Genomic DNA, 17,913 nt, shown 5'->3' on the forward strand with positions numbered 1-17,913 from the left:
ACCGCCATGACCACCGGCACTGCACCCGAAACCCGTTCCTTCGAGGCCGACGTCGCCCGGCTGCTGCACATGATGGTGCACTCCGTCTATTCGGATAAGGACGTCTTCCTGCGCGAGTTGATCTCGAACGCAGCCGACGCCTGCGAGAAGCTGCGCTACGAATTGCTGAGCGATCCCGCGCTCGCGGGCGACGACGGCCAGCCGCGCATCACCGTCACGCTCAACCCCGAGGCCCGCCAGTTGATCGTCGAGGATAACGGCATCGGCATGAGCGAGGTCGAACTGGCCGAGGCGCTCGGCACCATCGCCCGATCCGGCACCCGCGCCTTCATGGAACGGGTCACGGCGGCGAAAGAAGGTGAAGGCGCGCAACTGATCGGCCAGTTCGGCGTCGGTTTCTATTCCGCCTTCATGGTCGCGGACAAGGTCGACGTCTTCTCCCGCCGGGCCGGGGCGGATACCGCCGCGCACTGGGCGTCGGAGGGTCTGGGCAGCTACACCATCCAGCTAGTCGACCCGGCCCAGGCCCCCGCACGCGGCACCCGCATCGTCCTGCACCTGAAGGAAGACGCCGCCAGCTATACCGAACAATTCACCACCCAGCGCATCGTCACCGCGCAGTCCGGTCATGTCCCGGTCCCCATCTTCCTCAAGGAAAAGCCGGATGCGGAGGAAAAGCAGATCGCGGACGGCGCGGCGCTCTGGACCCGCCCGAAATCGGATATCACGGCGGAGGAATATACCGATTTCTATCGCAGCACCGCCGGCCAGTTCGACGAACCCGCGCTGACGCTGCATTATCGCGCCGAGGGGCTGCACGAATATTCGGTCCTCGCCTTCCTGCCCTCCATGCGCCCGTTCGACCTGTTCGACCCGGATCGCGCAGGCCGGATGAAGCTCTATGTCCGCCGCGTCTTCATCACCGACGAAGCGCAGATATTGCCGCGCTATCTGCGTTTCGTGCGCGGGCTGGTCGACAGCAACGATCTGCCGCTCAACGTCTCGCGGGAGATGATCCAGGAAAGCCCGGTCCTGGCCGCCATTCAGAAGGGCGTCGCCAACCGCATCCTCTCCGAACTCGACAAGCTGGCCGAGAAGGATGGGGATGCCTATCTCAAATTCTGGGACAATTTCGGCGCGGTGCTGAAGGAAGGCCTGTACGAGGATTTCGCCCGGCGGGAGGCGCTGCTCGGCCTCGCCCGCTTCAAATCCACGGCTGGCGGCGAAGATTGGCGTTCGCTCAAACAATATGTCGAAGCGATCAAAGACAATCAGACCGCCATCTACTACGCCACCGGCCCCGATCTCGACCGCCTCGCCTCCTCCCCGCAACTGGAGGGGTTCCGCGCCCGCGGCATCGAAGTGCTGCTGCTCACCGATCAGGTCGACAGCTTCTGGGTCACGGCCGGGGTCGACTATCAGGGCAAGCCGTTCAAGTCGGTGACGCAGGGTCTGGCCGACCTGAGCCTGATCCCGCTGGCGGAGGGCGAAGCGCCCGCCGCGCAGGCATCGGCGGAGGTCGACGGCTTCATCGCCTATGTGAAGACTGTGCTGGGCGAGGAAGTGTCCGACGTCCGCGCATCGGAACGGTTGACGGAAAGCGCAGTCTGCCTGGTCGCGCCCGACAATGCGATGGACCGCCAGCTTGAAAAGCTGCTGGCCGGGGCCGGACGGATCGACAGTGCGGCCAGGCCAGTGCTGGAGATCAATCCCCGCCACGATCTGATCGCAAAACTCGGCGCGCTGACCGAGGACAGCGACTTGCGCGAGGATGCCGCCCGCCTGCTGCTGGACGAAGCCCGCATCGCGGATGGCGAGCTTCCCGCCGACCCTCGCGCCTTTTCCGCCCGCCTCGCCCGCATGATCGGTGGCGCAATCCGGTGATGGCGAGCGACAATCCGCTTGCCAGTCCCGCGAAAGCGCGCCAATCACCCGGCAACAGGAAAAATGAGAGGATAGCGCGTCGATGAGCTATTATGACGTTCTGATCGTGGGCGCCGGACATGCCGGGGCGCAGGCGGGCATTTCGCTGCGCCAGCTCGGTTTCGAAGGCTCGGTCGCGATGGTGGGCGATGAAAAGGATCCGCCCTATGAACGCCCGCCCCTCTCCAAGGAATATTTCGCGGGCGACAAGAGCTTCGACCGCATCCTGATCCGCCCGGCCAGCTTCTGGGAAGAGCGCAAGATCGACATGCTGCTCGGCCTGCGCGTGAAGTCGGTCGACCCGGTGGGCAAATTCGTGACCGCGGGCGACCGGGAGATCGGCTATGGCAAGCTGATCTGGGCGACCGGCGGTTCCCCGCGCATGCTGACCTGCACCGGCGCCGATGCCTCCGGCGTCCACGCGGTGCGCCGCCGCGACGATGTCGACGCCATGATCGCGAAGATCGACCGGATCAATCATGTGACGGTCATCGGCGGCGGCTATATCGGGTTGGAAGCGGCTGCCGTCCTTTCGAAATTCGGCAAGAAGGTCGTGCTTCTGGAAGCGCTGGACCGCGTGCTGGCCCGCGTGGCGGGCGAGGAATTGTCGCGCTTCTACGAGGCGGAACATCGCGCCCATGGCGTCGACCTGCGCACCGGCGCGCGCATGGACTGCATCGAAGTGACCGACGGGAAGGCGACCGCCGTGCTGATGCAAGACGGCGAACGGATCGAAACCGACATGGTGATCGTCGGCATCGGCATCATCCCCGAAACCGGGCCGCTGATCGCGGCAGGCGCGGCGGGCGGCAACGGCGTGGACGTGGACGAATATTGCCGCACCAGCCTGCCCGACATCTATGCGGTGGGCGATTGCGCCGCCCATGCGAACAGCTTCGCACGCGGCGCGCAGATCCGTCTGGAGTCCGTGCAGAACGCCAATGACCAGGCGAAGACCGCCGTCAACCACATCATGGGCAAGGAAGAAGCCTATCATGCCGTGCCCTGGTTCTGGTCTAATCAATATGATCTGAAGCTCCAGACCGTGGGCCTTTCGACCGGCCACGACCAGACGATCCTGCGCGGCGATCCGGCCACTCGCAGCTTTTCCGTCCTGTACCTCAAGGGCGGCAAGCTGATCGCGCTCGACTGCGTCAATGCGGTCAAGGATTATGTGCAGGGCCGCGCCCATGTCATTTCCGGCGCAGTACTGGATCAGGCGCAGTTGGCCGACGCAACCGTCCCCCTCAAGGAAGTCGGCCTCGCCTGAGAGATGCCTGGACAATGGATGAAGGTCAGCCCCGAAAGCTGGCCTTCATCGCCAATTCCCAGGGACCACCGCGATAATGCCAGGCCGCAAGGCCAGCGATGACAAGCGGCCTTGCACGGAAATCCCGCCGCAATTCGGCCACCAGCATCTTCGCCTCTGCTGGCTCGGCTTTGTTCTGCACCGTGATATGGAAGCGTGGGCTCCCCTGATCCTGCGGCGTCAGCAAGCCAGCAAAAGCATCCGCCAGTTCATCGCGCATCGCCATCAGTTCGGGACTTTCCACCCGATATGCGACCCCTCTTCCCAACGACATCACCTCCGTCAGCCTGGCGCCAGGCGACGGACCCGCGCAAAGTCCCTTCAATCGCCACGCCACTTCCTCCAGGGCCGAGGGCGGCAGATGATGGAACAGCGTGATATGCGCTGGCACCAGATTGCGCCCGGCCGGAAAATGCGCGCGGCGCAGGCCGTCGGCCCAGGCGAAATCCGCCGCCCCTATCAAAGCCGTCACGATGATCGGCGCCGCCAAAGCTTCATCCGTCAAAAGCCGACATCTCCTTTCGCAAAATTCCCTCAACCGCTATGATCTACCCCGCGGTCCCGGCAGGCAGGCCGCCGACAGAGGGGAACAGCCATGACCGCTCCACGATCCTTTCGAGCCATCGGAATCCTTTTGCTGCTCTGGAACCTGTTGGGGGTGGCCGCTTTCATCATGCAATATAGCGCCGATCTCGACCGATTGGCGAAAACCGATCCTTATACCGCCAGGATTTTCGCGGCCATGCCCGGCTGGGTCTGGGCGACCTATGCGGTGGCGGTCGGCGCGGGCGCGCTGGGTGCGATCCTGCTGCTGCTCCACAAGGCCGCCGCCGCGCCCCTGTTCCTGCTCTCGATCATCGCGGTGATCGTGCAGTTCGGCTACAACTTCCTCTACACCGACCTACTGGCGGTCAAAGGCCCCACCGCCGCGATCTTCCCGGCCGTGATCCTGATCATCGCCATCTTCCAATGGCGCTATGCGAGCCGCCTGATCGCAAAGGGCATCCTCCGCTGACCCGATCCAATCCAGGCCATAGGCTGGCCCAAAAAAAGGGCCGCTGCGACAATCCGCACCGGCCCTTTTTTCCAAAGCTTCAAACAGGCTTCAAACGCTGGGTCCAAGCCCCTTGATCGCGTCATCAACCAGCAGCTTGTCGGCCTTCGCATCATGCCCCTGCGCGATCAGCGACGCGGCGGCGCTGGTAGCGGCGTTCACCGCCCTGGCGCGGATGCCCGCGATCGCGGTGCGCTCCGCAGCGCCGATCTTGTCCTCCGCCATCTTCTGACGGCGCGCGATCAAAGCGGTCGCATTGGCCTTCGCATCTTCCAACAGCGTAGCGGCCTCCTGTTCGGCCGATTTGCGCATGGCGTCGGCCTCTCCAGCCGCCGAGGCCAGCTTGACTTCATATTCCGCCTTCAGCGCTTCCGCTTCAGCCCGCAGCTTGGAAGCTTCCTCCAACTGCGCCTTGATCTGAGCGATGCGGCTGTCCAGCGCCCCGCCGATCAGGCCGGGCACCTTCTTGAATATAAGGATCAGGATGAACACCGCCATCGCCAGGCTGACCCAGGCCGTGGCATCCATGCCGACCGCCTTGGGATCGCTGTGCGGCGCGACGCCTTCATGGGCAACGGTGCCGACCGGCTCCATCCCCTCCGAATGGATCGCCTCGTTCAGATGCGGAACTTCCGCCTCACTATGCTGTGCTGCTGCCTCAGCCATGGGCCAGTGCCGCCTTTACTGCGTTGCGGGCTGCGTCGTCCGACGCATCCACGCCGGAAATACGAACCACCATGTCGCGCGCTGCGTCAGCGGCAACGGTTTCAATCTCTGCCATGGCTGCGTCGGTGGCAGCCTTGATGCGGGCTTCGGCCGCGCCGATCTGGCCTGCGATCTCCGCGTCTGCGGCCGCAAGCTTGACTTCGGAGGCCTTGGCCGCTTCCGCCTTCGCCTTTGCCAGCATGGCCTGAGCGGCCCCACGGCTTTCGGCGTCGCGGACCCGATAGTCCGCCTCCGCTTCATCGGCGCGGGCGAAGGCCGCCTTGGCGGCATCCAGGTCTCCGGTGATCTTCGCGTCGCGCGCGTCGGCCGTCGCCTGAACCTTGGGCACCATGCCCAGGCCGACGACGAAGAAAACGAAGCCGAAGGTCAACAGCAGCCAGAAAATCTGCGATGAATAGGTTTCGGCAATTTGCGCGATTTGAGGCATTTTCAGGTCCGTCCGATCAGGCGCGGTCAATCATAGGACGGGCATGGGAAGCCGCGAAGCCCCCCTGCCCGTCCCAAAGCGGCTTATCAGGCCACGAACACCAGGATCATGGCGATAACGAACGCCAGCAGACCCAGAAGTTCCGCCGCAGCGAAACCGATGAACAGGCGGCCCTGCTGACCGTCGGCAGCGCCGGGGTTGCGCAGCGCGCCTTCCAGGAACGAGCTGAAGACGTTGCCCACACCGAGGGCGGCGATGCCCGCACCGATGGCGGCCAGGCCAGCACCGAGCAGCTTTGCGGCTTCTGCGTCCATGTCGTAAACTCCCTTTTCCAAACTCTAATCAAACGTGGGTGAAATAACGAAAAATCTTAGTGCAGGTTCTCGGCATCGTTGATGTAGACCGAGGTCAGCAGCGCGAACACATAGGCCTGGATCACCGCCACCAGCACTTCCAGTGCGCTGATGCCGATCATCAGGATGAAGCTGGCGCTGCCGACGGTGAGGCCAAAGCCGACCCCGGCGTTCGATGCGTTGATGACGAAGCCCGCCAGCACCTTCAGCAGCACGTGACCGGCGGTCATCGCGACGAACAGTCGCAGGCCCAGGCTGAACGGACGCACCATGAACGAGATCAGCTCGATCGGGAAAATGACCGGGATCATCGGCAGCGGCGTACCGTGCGGCACGAACAGCGAGAAGAAGTGCAGGCCATGCTTGTAGAAGCCCACCGCCAGCACGATCGAAAAGCTCATGATCGCGAGCACGCCGGTCGCGGTGAAATGGCTGGTGAAGGTGAAGGGGTGCAGGCCGACCAGGCCCAGCGGCAGCAGGCCCAGCAGATTCGCCAGCAGGATGAACATGAACAGCGAGAAGACGTAAGGAATATATTTCTTGCCGCCCTCACCCACATTGGCGACCAGCAGGCTCTTGATGAAGCCGGTCATATATTCGACCGCCATCTGCCAGCGGCCGGGAACCAGTTCCCGCTTCATGCCGCCGACGACGAAGATCCACAGCACCACGGCGGCGGCCACCATATAGAGCGCGCTGTTGGTGAAGGCGATGTTGAAGCCACCGATCGACAGATGGTCGGTACCGAACAGCGGTTCGATCGCAAACTGGTGCATCGGATCGATTTTGCCGGATTCTGCCACGCTGGACCCCTGTAACGCCTAATCTCAAGGACTATGACAAAAGCGTCCCTATTGGTCGGGACGCTTCGTCGTCGTCAATCTGATGATGTTCCTGAACGCCGCCACGATCCCAAGACCGAGGAATGCCAACAGGAGCCACGGGGATGTCCGCAGAAAGTAGTCCAGAGTCCCACCAACCACGGCACCGCCAGCAAGACCGCCGATCAGTTCCGCGAGAACCCTGTTGCCCAGGCGGGAACCATCGTCCGCCTGTTGCACCTGTGTCCCCTGTCTGACCTTTTCGGCGTGTTCGGCCTGCGCGATCCGTTCCTCCAAAGAGGCGATCCGCGCATCTTCCCCCGCCGGGTCTTGCCCCGGTGCATCCGCCGCCATCGACCATCCTTTCCATCAGGGCTTCAAGACCCCACGTCAGGCGGCATGGCGGTTGCGGTTGCACCCGTCAAGGCGCGGCCCGTTTAGAAAGGGCTTTCGGGAGTGTCAACCGTCGTTGGACAGGAGAATTTCCCGTCCGAACGAAGCGGGGTCGAAAGTCCGCCAGCGCCGGGAAAATCAGCCCGCCGTCGCGCAATAGCCCGGCAGGGCGATCGGTCCAGCGCCCTTGGTCTGCCATGCGCCAGCGCCGATGCGGTAGACCTGACCCGGCTTCACACGGCTGCTGAGCGTCTGGCATCCGGTCGCCGCGGCGACATCCTGCACCGTCACGCCGCGCTTGCCGGCAAGGTCGGTATAGACTGCCCGGCGCTTGATATTGATCGATTCGACCTCCTGCCGCACCGTGTCGCTCACCGACCCGGCGATGCCCAGATAGCCGTCAGCCTGCTCTCCAACCGAACCCGATGCCATGGCGGTGGCCACGGCGCCCGACTGCGCCCGCGCCGGAGAAGTCATGACCATCCCAGTCGTCAACGCAACCGCGGCGGTGGCGGCGATCATCAAAAATTTGCGTGTCATTGCGGGAACAACTCCGGGTTATTCTGGATCAGGTCCTGTGCATCGCGCTGCAGGCGGACGACGACTTCCTGCTGTATCTTGACGTTGAGGTTGATTTCGATCGGCTTGTCCGGGGCCTTCACCTGGATGCAGCCCCCCAAGGCCAAACCGGCGAAAGCCGCCGTCATGATCGTTCGCTTCTTCATTTCTGCTCCCCGTTTCGCATAGTCTCGCTTTCGGTGGGCTGAACCGCAACCCCTTCCTGCCCCATTTTCAGGCGCATCTTTTCCTGCATCTGGTCGCCAATGCTGTTTTGTATGAGCATTGACGGGTCGATGAAGGACTGGGCGGTTCCCAACAGCCCGCGGAAGGGCGCCGCGATCCGCACGTTGAAGATGAAGGGCAGGCCGGTGAAATTGCGGGCCAGCCCCGCCGGCGCACCGCCGATCTGCCCGCGATTGACGCCGTTGAAGACGACATTCGTCACCATTTCGCCATCCAGCGCGCCATCCATCAATATGGTCAGGCATTTATATTGCAGATTCTTGAGCGCATCGAAGGCCAGTCGACCCATCGCCCCCAGTTGCTCGTTCGATACCGGCCCGACATAGGAAAGCGTGCCCGACTGGCGCGCAGGGTCGCAGGGAATCACCGGCAGCACCCCTTCGGGCATCATCAGCGGCGGCATGTCCTGTTGCCGCGCGGTCAGCACGCCGCCCGCCACGCGCCCGCCCTGCGCGTTGAAGATCAGGGGCATGATGCCGTCGAACGTCCCCGTCGCGGAGATATTCTTGAGGTCCATCGCCTGGATGAAGGCCCCCGCATCCAGCCCGATGACCCGGAAAGTCAGATAACGGTCGACATCGGCGCTGAAATCCATGGTCGTCGGCAAAAGGACAAGCTGACCGCCGGAAAAGGGCCAGCCGCCGCCCTCGATCCGTACCTTCTGCCCAGCCTCCAGACGATAGCGCGCCAGGCCGTCGCGCACCTCCACGCCCGGATTGACCGACCTGATTCGCACTTCCTGCCCCGGCGCGCTGACCAGGCCCAGCAGATCGGTGAAGCGCAATTCGCCCGACAATCCCTCGACCGGGCCGAAGGCAGCGGCCAGATTGGCGTTATCGGTGCGGAACAGGCCATCGCTGGTCACATGAGCGCCGTCCCAACGGATGCGCCCCTCTCCGCTGACCGTCGCCGTCACATTGGCCACCACGCCCAGCGCCAGCCGGGTCACATCCTCCGGCTGCAAGGCGGGACCGAAGGACAAGCCCGGCACGGCCAGATCGGCTTTGCCCCTGCCACTCCCCAGATCATGCGAGATCACCACCCGCGCGACCAGACCATCATTGCGCGGCGCTCGCAGAGAGCCGGTCGCCGCGATCCGCCCATCCTTCAGGGTCAGCACGAAATCGGGCGCCTTCAGCGGCTCGAACCGCCCCGGCGCCTGCGCATCGCGTACCGTCACCCCCGCCGCCAGCTTCAGCGCCCCGCCCGCGAAGCTCCATCGGCCCGCGCCATTTTCGACGATCAACGGCACCGCGCCAATCCTGCCGCCCGCGCCCGTCAGGATGCCGTCAAAGCCCTTGCCCGCAACCTTGCCTTCCAAAGTCGCGGCGGTCAGCCGGACCGGCGAATCTCCCGATCCGATCGCCAGATCGGCGTTGACGATCGCAAAACCTTCCTGCCCGATGGCGACCCGCGCCCTGTCGGCGGCCAGGCGCATCGGGCTGTCGCCATTCCTGCCCGCCAGCGCCAGATTGCGGATTTCCGCCCCGCCGCGCACGCCCGAAGGCCCGGTGGCGAACAGCGGTCCCTGCCCAACCGGGCATAGGGTCTGCCGGGTCTGCCCAACCGTGAAGCTGCCATAGCGCGCCTCGATCAGGGAGACCGGCACGCAACGCGGATTGATTGCCATCCTCCCGTCGGCGCTCCATTGCCCTTCGACCGGCGCCACCAGCCCGCGCAACCCGCCCGCCGGGAGCGGTCCGTCGAGCCGCACCTTTGTCGAGAAGCGCGTATCTCCCTTCGGCCCGGCAACGAAGCGCACCGGTTCCAGCGACAATCGGGCGTCGCCCGCCGCATAGGGTTCAAGGAACAATTGTCCGCCGAAGCCGCCGCCCGGCCGCCGCCCCAGCCGCAGCGCCGCCTTGGGCAGTCCGCCGCCCTCCGTCGTCACCGCGCCGTCCAGCGCCCAGTCGATGGCTGCCCCGGCCTTGCCCGGCCAGCCTATCGTCACGCGCCCTTCTCCGGGAATGGCCGCCCGCGCACCGCTGCGCGCCGAAAAGCGGGTGCCGGTCAACACCAGACTGCCGCCCTTTTCTCTCTGAACGAAGGCCAGCGTGGTTTGCAGGACATTGTCCGTCTCCGCCCGCCGCACGGCATCGGCCAGCCGCGCGGCCAGCGGTCCCACCGGCGTCCCAGCGGTCGATTCGCGCATGTCCGCCAAAGGATCACGACCAGCAAGGCGCAACTGCCGGGCTGACAGACGCCCCTGCAACCGCGCTCCATCCTTGCCGAGATGCCAGGCGCCCTTGAAGTCGGCGGGTCCGGCCAATGCGCCCGCCGCCGAAAGGACCGCCGCCCCGATTCGCGCCCGTCCCGCGGTGGACGCAGCCGTCCCGTCGAAATCGATCCGGCCCACAGGCCGCGCCAGGACCATGCCGTTGGATTTGAGCGCCTCGCCCGCCAGATCGACATGGCCGCTCCACCGATCCAGCGCCTTGCCGAACCAGACGTCCACATCGGCCGCCGGCTTCGCCATGGCCGTGCCCGCATCGCGGCAGGCCAGCGCGTCGCCGCGCACCGGGCCGGAGAGATGTGGACGCCCATCCCGCATGGCGATATCCAACATCGCCCGCATACCGGCCAGGCCACAGCCCTTGCTTCCCGCATGGGGCATCGCCGCCGCCAGCCTGCCCCGAAAACCGGACCGCAAATTCCCCTGACCGTCTATCTGCATGCCGACCGGTCCGGCGTCCGTATCCAGCCGCAACCGCGCATCCTTCAACCCCAGCACGATGTCCGGCAGGCTGAACGGCGCGGTGGACTTGGGATCGCGAAACTTGTCGATCTCGCCCAGATTCAGCGCGCCATCGCGCAACGAACCGCGCATCCTGACGCCCCCCGCCCGGACCGCCGCCACCTGCGGCGAGAGGCCGGTGAAGGCGATGTCGACCTCCACCCAGCGCGCCGTCAGATCGGGGCGGGCGGGATCACCCAGCACGATATTCTCGATCCGCTGGGTGCGCAGGCCGATGTCCGTCAGATCATAGCTGCCTTCCACCCCGCGCCGGTTGAGTTCGCGGCTGATGAAATTTTCGGCGATGGGCGCGCGCTGCGTCCACAGCGCGGCGAGGACCAGCGCGAGCGATCCCGTCCCCACTCCAAGCCAGCGGAGCCAGCCCCGGCGAATCTCCTTTTCGCCGTCTTCATCGTCCATGCCTATGGTCAACCCCGGCTTTCAACGCGCATGTTCAAATCCGTAACGCCTTCATAACGTCCGACCGCCCTTAAATATCCTTGCCCCATAAATGCGCAATGAATAGCGTCCCGCTCCGCGAACGGGGGACCAGGAAAGCATTGTCGGACAAGGATTTGAAGCCTGCCCATGACGGCGCGGGGCATCGCGCCCGGCTGCGGCGGAAGCTGGCGGACAGCGGCGGCGAGGCGCTGCACGATCATGAACTGATCGAATATCTGCTCGCGCTGGCCATTCCCCGCCGCGACACCAAGCCGCTGGCCAAGTCGTTATTGCGCGAATTCGGCGGCATAGGCGGGCTGATGGCGGCGGACTGGCATGCCATCGCCCGCGTGCCCGGCATGGGCGACACCAGCATCGCCGCGATCAAGATCGTCCAGGCGACGATGCTGCGGACGCTGCGGAACGAGGTGGCGGAAAAGCCGGTGCTGGCAAGCTGGCAGGCGCTGCTCGACTATCTGCGCGCCGACATGGCGTTCCTGACGGTGGAGCGGGTGCGGGTGCTGCACCTCAACAGTCGCAACATGCTGATTCGCGACGAACATATGGGCGACGGCTCAATCGACCAGGCGGCGATCTATACGCGGGAGGTGATCCGCCGGGCGATCGATCTGGGTTCGGCCGCGCTGATCCTGGTCCATAACCATCCCAGCGGATCGCCGGAACCGAGCAGGCAGGATATCGAGATCACCCGCCAGATCGCCGAGGCGGGGAAACGGCTGAACATCGCCGTGCATGATCATATCATCATCGGGTCGCAGGGGCATAGCAGCCTGCGCGCGAAGGGGCTGATTTAGGGATCGCCTTCCCCTCTACCGCTCGTTCGGCGAGCGGGCACGCCTGTCGGTCAGAAAGCGGCGTTGAGACGATCCATCAAGGCGCGCGCAGGATTGGGTTCGGCGTGGGCGCGCGGGCGGGCCATGCGGTCCTGCAGGCGGGCGACACGTTCGTAAATATCCTGGCTTCCCTCTATCAAGGCGCGGGCGGCGAAGGGAAAGGTCGCGCAAAGCGCCGGATCGGTCGTGGCGGCGTGGCCGAGGCGATATTTCTCGTCCAGCATCTCCGCATCGTCGAGTTCGCCGCGCTGCCAGGCGCGCTGACTGAGCAGCCAGGCGATGATGTGCATCAGCCGGGTCGTCACCTTGAGCGATTCGCAGGCAAAGGCGACACGGCGCAAGGGATCGCAGGTTTCCGGATCGGATGTTTCGCGAATATCGAAATAGGCACGGGCTTCGTCCGCCATGACCATGGCTTCGACATAAAGGCCATCGACCAGGCGGCGATGCAGGCCCCGGTCAAGAGAAGCGGCGAGTTTCATGGACGATATCTGCCATAAGGGTCAGCCTTTGTCAGGTCCGATGGAGGTCGTTAACCCCGAATTGTCTCATCCGGGGGCGGTTTGATACGGCATTAACCACGATCCGCCCAAAAATGGTCAGGCGATGATGTCGGGGACGAGCTGGTCCTCCAGCAACGCCATTTCGTCGCGCAGGCGCAATTTGCGCTTCTTCAGGCGCGCCACCTGCATCTGGTCGCCCGCGCCGGAATCGACCAGCGCGGCAATGGCGCTATCCAGGTCGCGATGCTCGATTCGCAGTAATTCCAGCCGACGCATGATGTCTTCGCGGCTCACCATACACCTACTTTCGCACCCATTGCCGTCCCACCCCGCCTTGATAGCCCGGCGGGGCGGCACGAACCATCGTAAATTTACATGCGTCCCGTCGCAAAGCGCGAATCACCCGAAGACAAGCCCGGTGAATCATGATTTATTCGATTATCCATCACCCTCGTAAGGAGAATGTCATGGAAAATAGCCACATTTCAGCTCTTTCGGCCAAGCATGCAGGGCTTGAGGCACGAATCAAGGCGGAGACGAGCCGTCCCATGCCCGATGCCATACTGGTAGCCTCGCTCAAGAAGCAGAAGCTTCGGCTGAAGGAGGAAATGGAGGCGCAGCACTGACAGCCGGTGATGCCCGAAGGCATGGATCAGCGGTCCCTTGCCGCTGATCCATGCGCCTTTTCCAGCGGATGGCGATGCTCCGGGGCCGGATAAGCCTGCGGAGCTTTTTATTGGGCGGGATGGAAGACGGGCATTTCAACGAGAGATGGGAAGGATTGACTTCCCATCAATCAGCGGATGAGCCTGCGCTGGCGCAGATAATCGGGCAAGGGTGCTTGCCCGCCCTTCCCCGAGACCGGCCGGCGCGCCAGTTGAGGATCGATTTCCTGATCGAAGACGATGCCGATGCGGTCGTTGCGGGACCAGACGATCGATCCGTTGACCTGGCCGATACCGCGCAGGTCGAAGCGGATGCGAAGGCCCGCGGGCACGGCGCGTTCGCAATCGGCCATCAGGCCTGTCGCGGAAAGATTGCGGACCCGCGCGCGGCCCAGCGGCGTACCGTCGGCCGAACTTAAATTGGTGAGCAGGAACAAACTGTCTCGCGGACCCGATCGCGCCGGACCCCGATCCACATTTTCCCCATTGCTATCCATGAACGACGCCCTGCGATCCACCACATTATCGCAGCGACATTCCCATGGCCGCATGGACAAAAGGTTAATCGTCGCGAGAGACTTTTTCCTGCCGCTCGTGCCGTTCCTGCGCTTCGACCGTCATGGTCGCGATCGGGCGGGCCTCCAGCCGACCCAGCGAAATGGGTTCGCCGGTCACTTCGCAATAGCCATATTCCCCCTCGTCGATGCGGCGCAGCGCGGCGTCGATCTTGGAGATGAGCTTGCGCTGGCGGTCGCGGGTGCGCAGTTCGATCGACCAGTCCGTCTCGCTCGACGCCCGGTCGTTGAGGTCCGGTTCGCGAAGCGGTTCGTTCTGCAGAACGGCCAACGTCCCTTCGGCTTCGGCCAATATCTGCTTCTTCCAGTCCCATAGTCGCTGCCGGAAATATTCCAGCTGTAGCGGGTTCATGAACTCTTCGTCCGCGGAAGGACGATAATCGGGTGGGAGTGTTACAGCCGATTTCGGCGGGTTTGGGCCGTCTTTATCGGAATTCAGGACCGATGCCATCTGGCTCTCCGACTCGCGGGACCCGCCGGTGCTGAAAATGCCGGGGTGTCCGTGGCTTGTGATTGACGGCGCCTAATAGCCAGCGGTAAGGCCCGATACAAGCAGGCAATCGGTGGGCCGGCGCAAGTACCGCGCATCGCGCGCCCTTGCATCACGGAAAACCGCCGATTCCCTGAGATGCGACAATATCAAAGAAAATAGACAAGCCGCATTATGGAAGCGTCCGGCCGCCGTCTCACTATGGGACGTTAACCATCTTGGTTTATGAATTGTTAGAATTTTCCTCGACTTAACCCCGATATTAAGAGTTAACGGCATTGAAGTTAACGCTTTGTTTTGCGTTGTTAGCGATTGGGAAGCGGCCTGTTGGCAGGATCACCGGGCCGCGAAGACAAACAAGAGTGGAACCTATGTCGGTACGGATGGCATTGGCTAAATTATGCGCTTGCGCCGCTGGCGGTGCGATCATCGGCGGCGGCGCTGTCCATGTCGCCGAGAGCGCGCGTCCGGCCGGGGTTCAGAGCACCAAGAGCGTGAAGGCGGCGCCGCGCCGGCATGTCGCCGTGCGCAAGGTGCAGCGGGTGGTGAAAACATTGTCCTGCGCACCGCAGACCGTGACCGTGACGACCCAGGCCACCCCCATTCCCCTGCCCGCTCCGGTCGCGGCGGCGGAAATGCCGGTCATGTCGGGCGGCGGCGGCGCGCCGGTTGTCCTGGCGGGCGGACCCGGCTTTGGCGGCGGCGGCTTCATCGGCGGGTTCTTCGGGGGCAGCAGCGGCGGTTCGGGCGGCTCGGTGGTGATCTCCTCCACCAGCAGTTCGACCGGCGGCATCACCAGTTCGACCAGTTCGACGACGGGCGGCGTGTCCACCTCGACCGGAGGCGTGTCGACCTCTACCTCTACCGGCGGCGTATCGACGTCCACGGGCGGGATTTCGACCTCTTCGGGCAATGTGTCGACATCGTCGGGGAACGTCTCCACCTCCAGCGGCAATGTGACCAGCAGCTCCTCGACGTCGAGTTCCACGTCCAGTTCGACTTCGACCAGCAGTTCGACGTCATCTTCTTCCTCGTCCTCCTCATCCGGTTCGTCGGGGGGCGACCATCATCATCCGCCGCCACCGACCGATGTGCCTGCGCCGCCGATGGTGCTGCTGTTCGGCGCGGGCGCGGCCGCCCTGCTGGCGCGCAAGCGGTTCGCGCGCGCCAAGGGCGAGGCTTAACCGGGGGGCGATCCGGCCGGCGCATCCGGGGGGAGGCGCCGGCCGGGTATCGCGTTCAACTCGTCGCGATGATCCGCTCTATTTCCAGCACGGGGTGATTGGACAGATCCTTGGCGATCTCCCCCACCAGCCGGCTGCGCACTTCCTTGTGATAATGTTTGCGCATCTCGCCCAGGGCGGCGGGCGGCGCGACGACGATCAGCTTTTCATAGTCATGGGCCAGGGCGCGGTGCTTGAGCAGTTCGGCAGCCTCGGCGGCGAAGCGGGCCTCCTCCAGATCGTGGAAATTGGTCTGCTCCACGGAACCCCGGTGGCTGCCGACCGAATTGGGACCGCGGCCCGTCCCGTCGGAGGCCTGCTCGCGATCCGGGGGATTGTCCTGCTGCTTCACCTCCTCCGTTTCCAGATGAGGAAAGGCCGGGCTGCCCCTGTTGCGGAAGAACAGCATCTTGCGCCCATCGGCCACCAGCACCATCGCGTCATGGTCTATCCGCATCATCCTGCTCCTTATCTTGACGGTCGCTTCTACCACGAACGGGCGGCGGCGAGCAGGGTTGCGCGGCTCGTCGCGGAACGGCATAGGGCTGACCCATGCACGACATTCGTTTCCTTCGCGAAAATCCCGCCGCTTTCGATGCAGGGCTGGCCCGGCGCGGGCTTGAACCGCTGAGCGCGGAACTGCTGGCGCTTGACGAGCGGAGCCGGGCGATCAAGACCGCGCTGCAACAGGGCCAGGCGCGCCGCAATGAAGCGAGCAAGGCCATCGGCCAGGCCATGGCGCAGAAGGACATGGCGACGGCCGAGGCGCTGAAGGCCGAAGTGGCGGCGCTCAAGGACAGCATGCCCGCTCTGGAGGCCGAAGACCGCGAGGTTGGCGAGGCCCTCAATGCCCGCTTGGCGGCGATCCCGAACCTGCCCGCGAACGATGTGCCCCTGGGCGAGGATGAGGCGCAGAATGTCGAGGTGGCGCGCTGGGGCGAACCGCGCAGCTTCCCCTTCACGCCGCAGGATCACGCGGATTTCGGACCTGCTCTGGGGCTGGATTTCGAAGGCGGCGCGGCGCTTTCCGGCGCGCGCTTTACCGCGCTGCGCGGACAGATGGCGCGGCTGCACAGGGCGCTGGCGCAGTTCATGCTGGACCGCCAAACGGGCGAGAATGGCTATGAGGAGGTCAATCCGCCGCTGCTGGTGAAGGACGATGCGCTGTTCGGCACCGGGCAGTTGCCCAAATTCGCCGAAGACCTGTTCAGGACCACCGACGGACGCTGGCTGATTCCCACGGCGGAAGTTTCCCTCACCAACCTGGTGCGCGAGCAGATCGTGCCGGTGGAGAGCCTGCCGCTGCGCCTGACCGCCCTGACCCCCTGTTTCCGGTCGGAAGCGGGATCGGCGGGGCGCGATACGCGCGGCTTCATCCGCCAGCATCAGTTCGAGAAGGTCGAGCTGGTCGCGATCTGCAAGCCGGAAGAGTCGGAGGCCGAACATGAGCGCATGTGCGCCGCCGCCGAGGGGGTGTTGCAGGCGCTGGGGCTGCCCTATCGCAAGGTGCTGCTCTGCACCGGCGACATGGGTTTCGGGGCGCGCAAGACCTGGGATCTGGAAGTCTGGCTGCCCAGCCAGCAGACCTATCGAGAGATCAGTTCCGTCTCCAATTGCGGCGATTTCCAGGCGCGGCGGATGAACGCCCGCTACAAGCCGGAGGGCGAGAAGAATACGCGCTTCCTGCATACGCTGAACGGGTCGGGCCTGGCCGTGGGGCGGACCTTGGTGGCGGTGCTGGAAAATTGCCAGCAGGAGGACGGCAGCGTCATCGTGCCGGAGGTTCTGGCCCCCTATATGGGCGGCCTGACGCGGCTGCGGCCCCGATAAGCGAAGAAAGGCCGGCCATGCGCATCCTGCTCACCAATGACGATGGGGTTCATGCTCCGGGCCTGACGGTGCTGGAGGAGATTGCGCGGACGCTGTCCGACGACATCTGGATCGTCGCCCCCAGCGAGGAGCAGTCCGGCGCGGGCCACAGCCTGACGCTGACACGGCCGCTGCGCGTCCGTCAGCACGGGGAAAAACATTATAGCGTGACCGGGACGCCGACCGATGCGGTGATGATGGCGGTCGGCCATCTGATGAAGGATGCCAAGCCCGATCTGGTGCTGTCCGGCGTCAACCGGGGCGCCAATCTGGCGGAGGACGTGACCTATTCGGGCACCGTAGCCGCCGCGATGGAGGGTGCGATCTCCGGCATCAGGTCGATTGCGCTGAGCCAGGTCTATGCGCGGGAGGGCATGGGCGACGCCGTGCCCTTCGCCGCGGCGCAGGCCTGGGGCGAACGGGTGTTGCGCCCGCTGATCGCCATGCCGGCCAGTCGGCGATTGCTGTTCAACGTCAATTTCCCGGCCATCGATCCGGCGGCGGTGAAGGGCGTGCGCGTGGTGCGGCAGGGGTTTCACGATGTCGACCGGACGAAGATCATCCAGGGCACCGACCCGCGCGGCTACGACTATTATTGGTTCGGCTTGGGAACGAGCGACTCCGTGCCGGAAGGAAGCGATCTGGCCGCCATTGCCGATGGCTATGTGACGGTGACGCCGCTGCATTATGACCTGACGCAGGACAGCGCGATGGCGGCGACGGCGGCAGCGTTCGGGGGTTAGGGCACT

Annotated in this window: 22 protein-coding genes; 8 read left to right on the forward strand and 14 right to left on the reverse strand. The window is 64.5% G+C overall.

Annotated features, from left to right (window positions below; all coding sequences use genetic code 11):
- Positions 1 to 6: 6 nt before the first annotated feature.
- Together htpG and NUH86_RS09785 are read left to right on the forward strand one after the other, a co-directional pair.
- Positions 7 to 1,884 (forward strand): molecular chaperone HtpG, encoded by a 1,878-nt coding sequence (gene htpG, locus NUH86_RS09780; RefSeq protein WP_267249331.1) that lies wholly within the window; start codon positions 7 to 9, stop codon positions 1,882 to 1,884.
- An 82-nt stretch (positions 1,885 to 1,966) separates the two neighbouring features.
- A complete protein-coding gene (locus NUH86_RS09785; RefSeq protein ID WP_267249332.1) occupies positions 1,967 to 3,193 on the forward strand; it encodes an NAD(P)/FAD-dependent oxidoreductase in 1,227 nt (408 codons plus the stop codon).
- A gap of 25 nt (positions 3,194 to 3,218) precedes the next feature.
- Here the strand turns inward: NUH86_RS09785 and NUH86_RS09790 are convergent, their stop codons facing one another.
- A complete protein-coding gene (locus NUH86_RS09790; protein WP_267252086.1) occupies positions 3,219 to 3,722 on the reverse strand; it encodes a 2'-5' RNA ligase family protein in 504 nt (167 codons plus the stop codon).
- 105 nt (positions 3,723 to 3,827) lie between these two features.
- On the opposite strand from NUH86_RS09790, the gene NUH86_RS09795 reads away from it, so the two are divergent.
- A complete protein-coding gene (locus NUH86_RS09795; RefSeq protein WP_267249333.1) occupies positions 3,828 to 4,247 on the forward strand; it encodes a sugar transporter in 420 nt (139 codons plus the stop codon).
- A 90-nt stretch (positions 4,248 to 4,337) separates the two neighbouring features.
- Here NUH86_RS09795 and NUH86_RS09800 read toward each other — a convergent pair whose 3' ends face one another.
- The 8 genes from NUH86_RS09800 to NUH86_RS09835 all read right to left on the reverse strand — a co-directional run bounded on the left by NUH86_RS09800 (position 4,338) and on the right by NUH86_RS09835 (position 10,964).
- Positions 4,338 to 4,952 carry a F0F1 ATP synthase subunit B gene (locus NUH86_RS09800; protein WP_267249334.1) on the reverse strand — a complete coding sequence of 205 codons (615 nt, stop codon included), beginning with the start codon at positions 4,950 to 4,952 and terminating at the stop codon, positions 4,338 to 4,340.
- Positions 4,945 to 5,439, reverse strand: coding sequence for an ATPase (locus NUH86_RS09805; RefSeq protein WP_267249335.1), 495 nt, complete (start codon positions 5,437 to 5,439; stop codon positions 4,945 to 4,947). The genes NUH86_RS09800 and NUH86_RS09805 overlap by 8 nt, the downstream gene beginning before the upstream one ends.
- Before the next feature lie 86 nt (positions 5,440 to 5,525).
- Positions 5,526 to 5,753: a F0F1 ATP synthase subunit C gene (locus NUH86_RS09810; protein ID WP_004207392.1), complete on the reverse strand. Its 228-nt coding sequence runs from the start codon at positions 5,751 to 5,753 to the stop codon at positions 5,526 to 5,528.
- A 56-nt stretch (positions 5,754 to 5,809) separates the two neighbouring features.
- The gene (locus NUH86_RS09815) at positions 5,810 to 6,595 is read right to left on the reverse strand and encodes a F0F1 ATP synthase subunit A (RefSeq protein ID WP_267249336.1); all 786 of its coding nucleotides are present in this window, start codon (positions 6,593 to 6,595) and stop codon (positions 5,810 to 5,812) included.
- Between the two features lie 48 nt (positions 6,596 to 6,643).
- Positions 6,644 to 6,967, reverse strand: a complete 324-nt coding sequence (locus NUH86_RS09820) for an AtpZ/AtpI family protein (protein WP_176595391.1) — start codon at positions 6,965 to 6,967, stop codon at positions 6,644 to 6,646.
- A gap of 177 nt (positions 6,968 to 7,144) precedes the next feature.
- Positions 7,145 to 7,546, reverse strand: a complete 402-nt coding sequence (locus NUH86_RS09825; RefSeq protein ID WP_267249337.1) for a YdbL family protein — start codon at positions 7,544 to 7,546, stop codon at positions 7,145 to 7,147.
- Complete coding sequence (locus NUH86_RS09830; RefSeq protein WP_013846310.1) at positions 7,543 to 7,731, reverse strand: YnbE family lipoprotein; 189 nt, start codon at positions 7,729 to 7,731, stop codon at positions 7,543 to 7,545. The genes NUH86_RS09825 and NUH86_RS09830 overlap by 4 nt, the downstream gene beginning before the upstream one ends.
- Complete coding sequence (locus NUH86_RS09835; protein ID WP_267249338.1) at positions 7,728 to 10,964, reverse strand: intermembrane phospholipid transport protein YdbH family protein; 3,237 nt, start codon at positions 10,962 to 10,964, stop codon at positions 7,728 to 7,730. The genes NUH86_RS09830 and NUH86_RS09835 overlap by 4 nt, the downstream gene beginning before the upstream one ends.
- Before the next feature lie 98 nt (positions 10,965 to 11,062).
- Here NUH86_RS09835 and radC point away from each other — a divergent pair, with 98 nt between their 5' ends.
- Positions 11,063 to 11,800, forward strand: coding sequence for a RadC family protein (gene radC / locus NUH86_RS09840; protein WP_416365317.1), 738 nt, complete (start codon positions 11,063 to 11,065; stop codon positions 11,798 to 11,800).
- A 50-nt stretch (positions 11,801 to 11,850) separates the two neighbouring features.
- Here the strand turns inward: radC and NUH86_RS09845 are convergent, their stop codons facing one another.
- Positions 11,851 to 12,321, reverse strand: coding sequence for a DUF1465 family protein (locus NUH86_RS09845; protein ID WP_267249339.1), 471 nt, complete (start codon positions 12,319 to 12,321; stop codon positions 11,851 to 11,853).
- 117 nt (positions 12,322 to 12,438) lie between these two features.
- Positions 12,439 to 12,618 carry a YdcH family protein gene (locus NUH86_RS09850; protein ID WP_267252088.1) on the reverse strand — a complete coding sequence of 60 codons (180 nt, stop codon included), beginning with the start codon at positions 12,616 to 12,618 and terminating at the stop codon, positions 12,439 to 12,441.
- Between the two features lie 191 nt (positions 12,619 to 12,809).
- Here NUH86_RS09850 and NUH86_RS09855 point away from each other — a divergent pair, with 191 nt between their 5' ends.
- The gene (locus NUH86_RS09855) at positions 12,810 to 12,968 is read left to right on the forward strand and encodes a YdcH family protein (RefSeq protein ID WP_007684009.1); all 159 of its coding nucleotides are present in this window, start codon (positions 12,810 to 12,812) and stop codon (positions 12,966 to 12,968) included.
- 170 nt (positions 12,969 to 13,138) lie between these two features.
- Here the strand turns inward: NUH86_RS09855 and NUH86_RS09860 are convergent, their stop codons facing one another.
- A complete protein-coding gene (locus NUH86_RS09860; RefSeq protein WP_267249340.1) occupies positions 13,139 to 13,504 on the reverse strand; it encodes a PilZ domain-containing protein in 366 nt (121 codons plus the stop codon).
- Between the two features lie 64 nt (positions 13,505 to 13,568).
- Positions 13,569 to 14,033 (reverse strand): RNA polymerase-binding protein DksA, encoded by a 465-nt coding sequence (gene dksA / locus NUH86_RS09865; protein WP_267249341.1) that lies wholly within the window; start codon positions 14,031 to 14,033, stop codon positions 13,569 to 13,571.
- 410 nt (positions 14,034 to 14,443) lie between these two features.
- Between dksA and NUH86_RS09870 the strand changes: the two genes are divergently transcribed.
- Complete coding sequence (locus tag NUH86_RS09870; protein WP_267249342.1) at positions 14,444 to 15,256, forward strand: PEP-CTERM sorting domain-containing protein; 813 nt, start codon at positions 14,444 to 14,446, stop codon at positions 15,254 to 15,256.
- Between the two features lie 55 nt (positions 15,257 to 15,311).
- Here NUH86_RS09870 and NUH86_RS09875 read toward each other — a convergent pair whose 3' ends face one another.
- Positions 15,312 to 15,752, reverse strand: coding sequence for a host attachment family protein (locus NUH86_RS09875; protein ID WP_267252089.1), 441 nt, complete (start codon positions 15,750 to 15,752; stop codon positions 15,312 to 15,314).
- 95 nt (positions 15,753 to 15,847) lie between these two features.
- On the opposite strand from NUH86_RS09875, the gene serS reads away from it, so the two are divergent.
- Both serS and surE read left to right on the forward strand, forming a co-directional pair.
- Positions 15,848 to 17,125: a serine--tRNA ligase gene (gene serS / locus NUH86_RS09880; RefSeq protein WP_267249343.1), complete on the forward strand. Its 1,278-nt coding sequence runs from the start codon at positions 15,848 to 15,850 to the stop codon at positions 17,123 to 17,125.
- A 17-nt stretch (positions 17,126 to 17,142) separates the two neighbouring features.
- Positions 17,143 to 17,907, forward strand: coding sequence for a 5'/3'-nucleotidase SurE (gene surE, locus NUH86_RS09885; protein WP_267249344.1), 765 nt, complete (start codon positions 17,143 to 17,145; stop codon positions 17,905 to 17,907).
- Positions 17,908 to 17,913 lie beyond the last annotated feature (6 nt).

Origin of the sequence: Sphingobium sp. JS3065, from assembly GCF_026427355.1 — a bacterium.
In the GTDB taxonomy this organism is placed as follows: Bacteria; Pseudomonadota; Alphaproteobacteria; order Sphingomonadales; family Sphingomonadaceae; genus Sphingobium.

Coding starts and splice junctions, on each gene's coding strand:
- NUH86_RS09825 (WP_267249337.1), bottom strand. CDS start 7,546: ATGACACGCAAATTTTTGATGATCGCCGCCACCGCCGCGGTTGCGTTG.
- NUH86_RS09800 (WP_267249334.1), bottom strand. CDS start 4,952: ATGGCTGAGGCAGCAGCACAGCATAGTGAGGCGGAAGTTCCGCATCTG.
- NUH86_RS09845 (WP_267249339.1), bottom strand. CDS start 12,321: ATGAAACTCGCCGCTTCTCTTGACCGGGGCCTGCATCGCCGCCTGGTC.
- NUH86_RS09820 (WP_176595391.1), bottom strand. CDS start 6,967: ATGGCGGCGGATGCACCGGGGCAAGACCCGGCGGGGGAAGATGCGCGG.
- NUH86_RS09810 (WP_004207392.1), bottom strand. CDS start 5,753: ATGGACGCAGAAGCCGCAAAGCTGCTCGGTGCTGGCCTGGCCGCCATC.
- radC (WP_416365317.1), top strand. CDS start 11,063: ATGAATAGCGTCCCGCTCCGCGAACGGGGGACCAGGAAAGCATTGTCG.
- NUH86_RS09860 (WP_267249340.1), bottom strand. CDS start 13,504: ATGGATAGCAATGGGGAAAATGTGGATCGGGGTCCGGCGCGATCGGGT.
- NUH86_RS09835 (WP_267249338.1), bottom strand. CDS start 10,964: ATGGACGATGAAGACGGCGAAAAGGAGATTCGCCGGGGCTGGCTCCGC.
- serS (WP_267249343.1), top strand. CDS start 15,848: ATGCACGACATTCGTTTCCTTCGCGAAAATCCCGCCGCTTTCGATGCA.
- NUH86_RS09785 (WP_267249332.1), top strand. CDS start 1,967: ATGAGCTATTATGACGTTCTGATCGTGGGCGCCGGACATGCCGGGGCG.
- NUH86_RS09830 (WP_013846310.1), bottom strand. CDS start 7,731: ATGAAGAAGCGAACGATCATGACGGCGGCTTTCGCCGGTTTGGCCTTG.
- htpG (WP_267249331.1), top strand. CDS start 7: ATGACCACCGGCACTGCACCCGAAACCCGTTCCTTCGAGGCCGACGTC.
- NUH86_RS09875 (WP_267252089.1), bottom strand. CDS start 15,752: ATGCGGATAGACCATGACGCGATGGTGCTGGTGGCCGATGGGCGCAAG.
- NUH86_RS09870 (WP_267249342.1), top strand. CDS start 14,444: ATGTCGGTACGGATGGCATTGGCTAAATTATGCGCTTGCGCCGCTGGC.
- NUH86_RS09795 (WP_267249333.1), top strand. CDS start 3,828: ATGACCGCTCCACGATCCTTTCGAGCCATCGGAATCCTTTTGCTGCTC.
- surE (WP_267249344.1), top strand. CDS start 17,143: ATGCGCATCCTGCTCACCAATGACGATGGGGTTCATGCTCCGGGCCTG.
- NUH86_RS09850 (WP_267252088.1), bottom strand. CDS start 12,618: ATGCGTCGGCTGGAATTACTGCGAATCGAGCATCGCGACCTGGATAGC.
- dksA (WP_267249341.1), bottom strand. CDS start 14,033: ATGGCATCGGTCCTGAATTCCGATAAAGACGGCCCAAACCCGCCGAAA.
- NUH86_RS09805 (WP_267249335.1), bottom strand. CDS start 5,439: ATGCCTCAAATCGCGCAAATTGCCGAAACCTATTCATCGCAGATTTTC.
- NUH86_RS09855 (WP_007684009.1), top strand. CDS start 12,810: ATGGAAAATAGCCACATTTCAGCTCTTTCGGCCAAGCATGCAGGGCTT.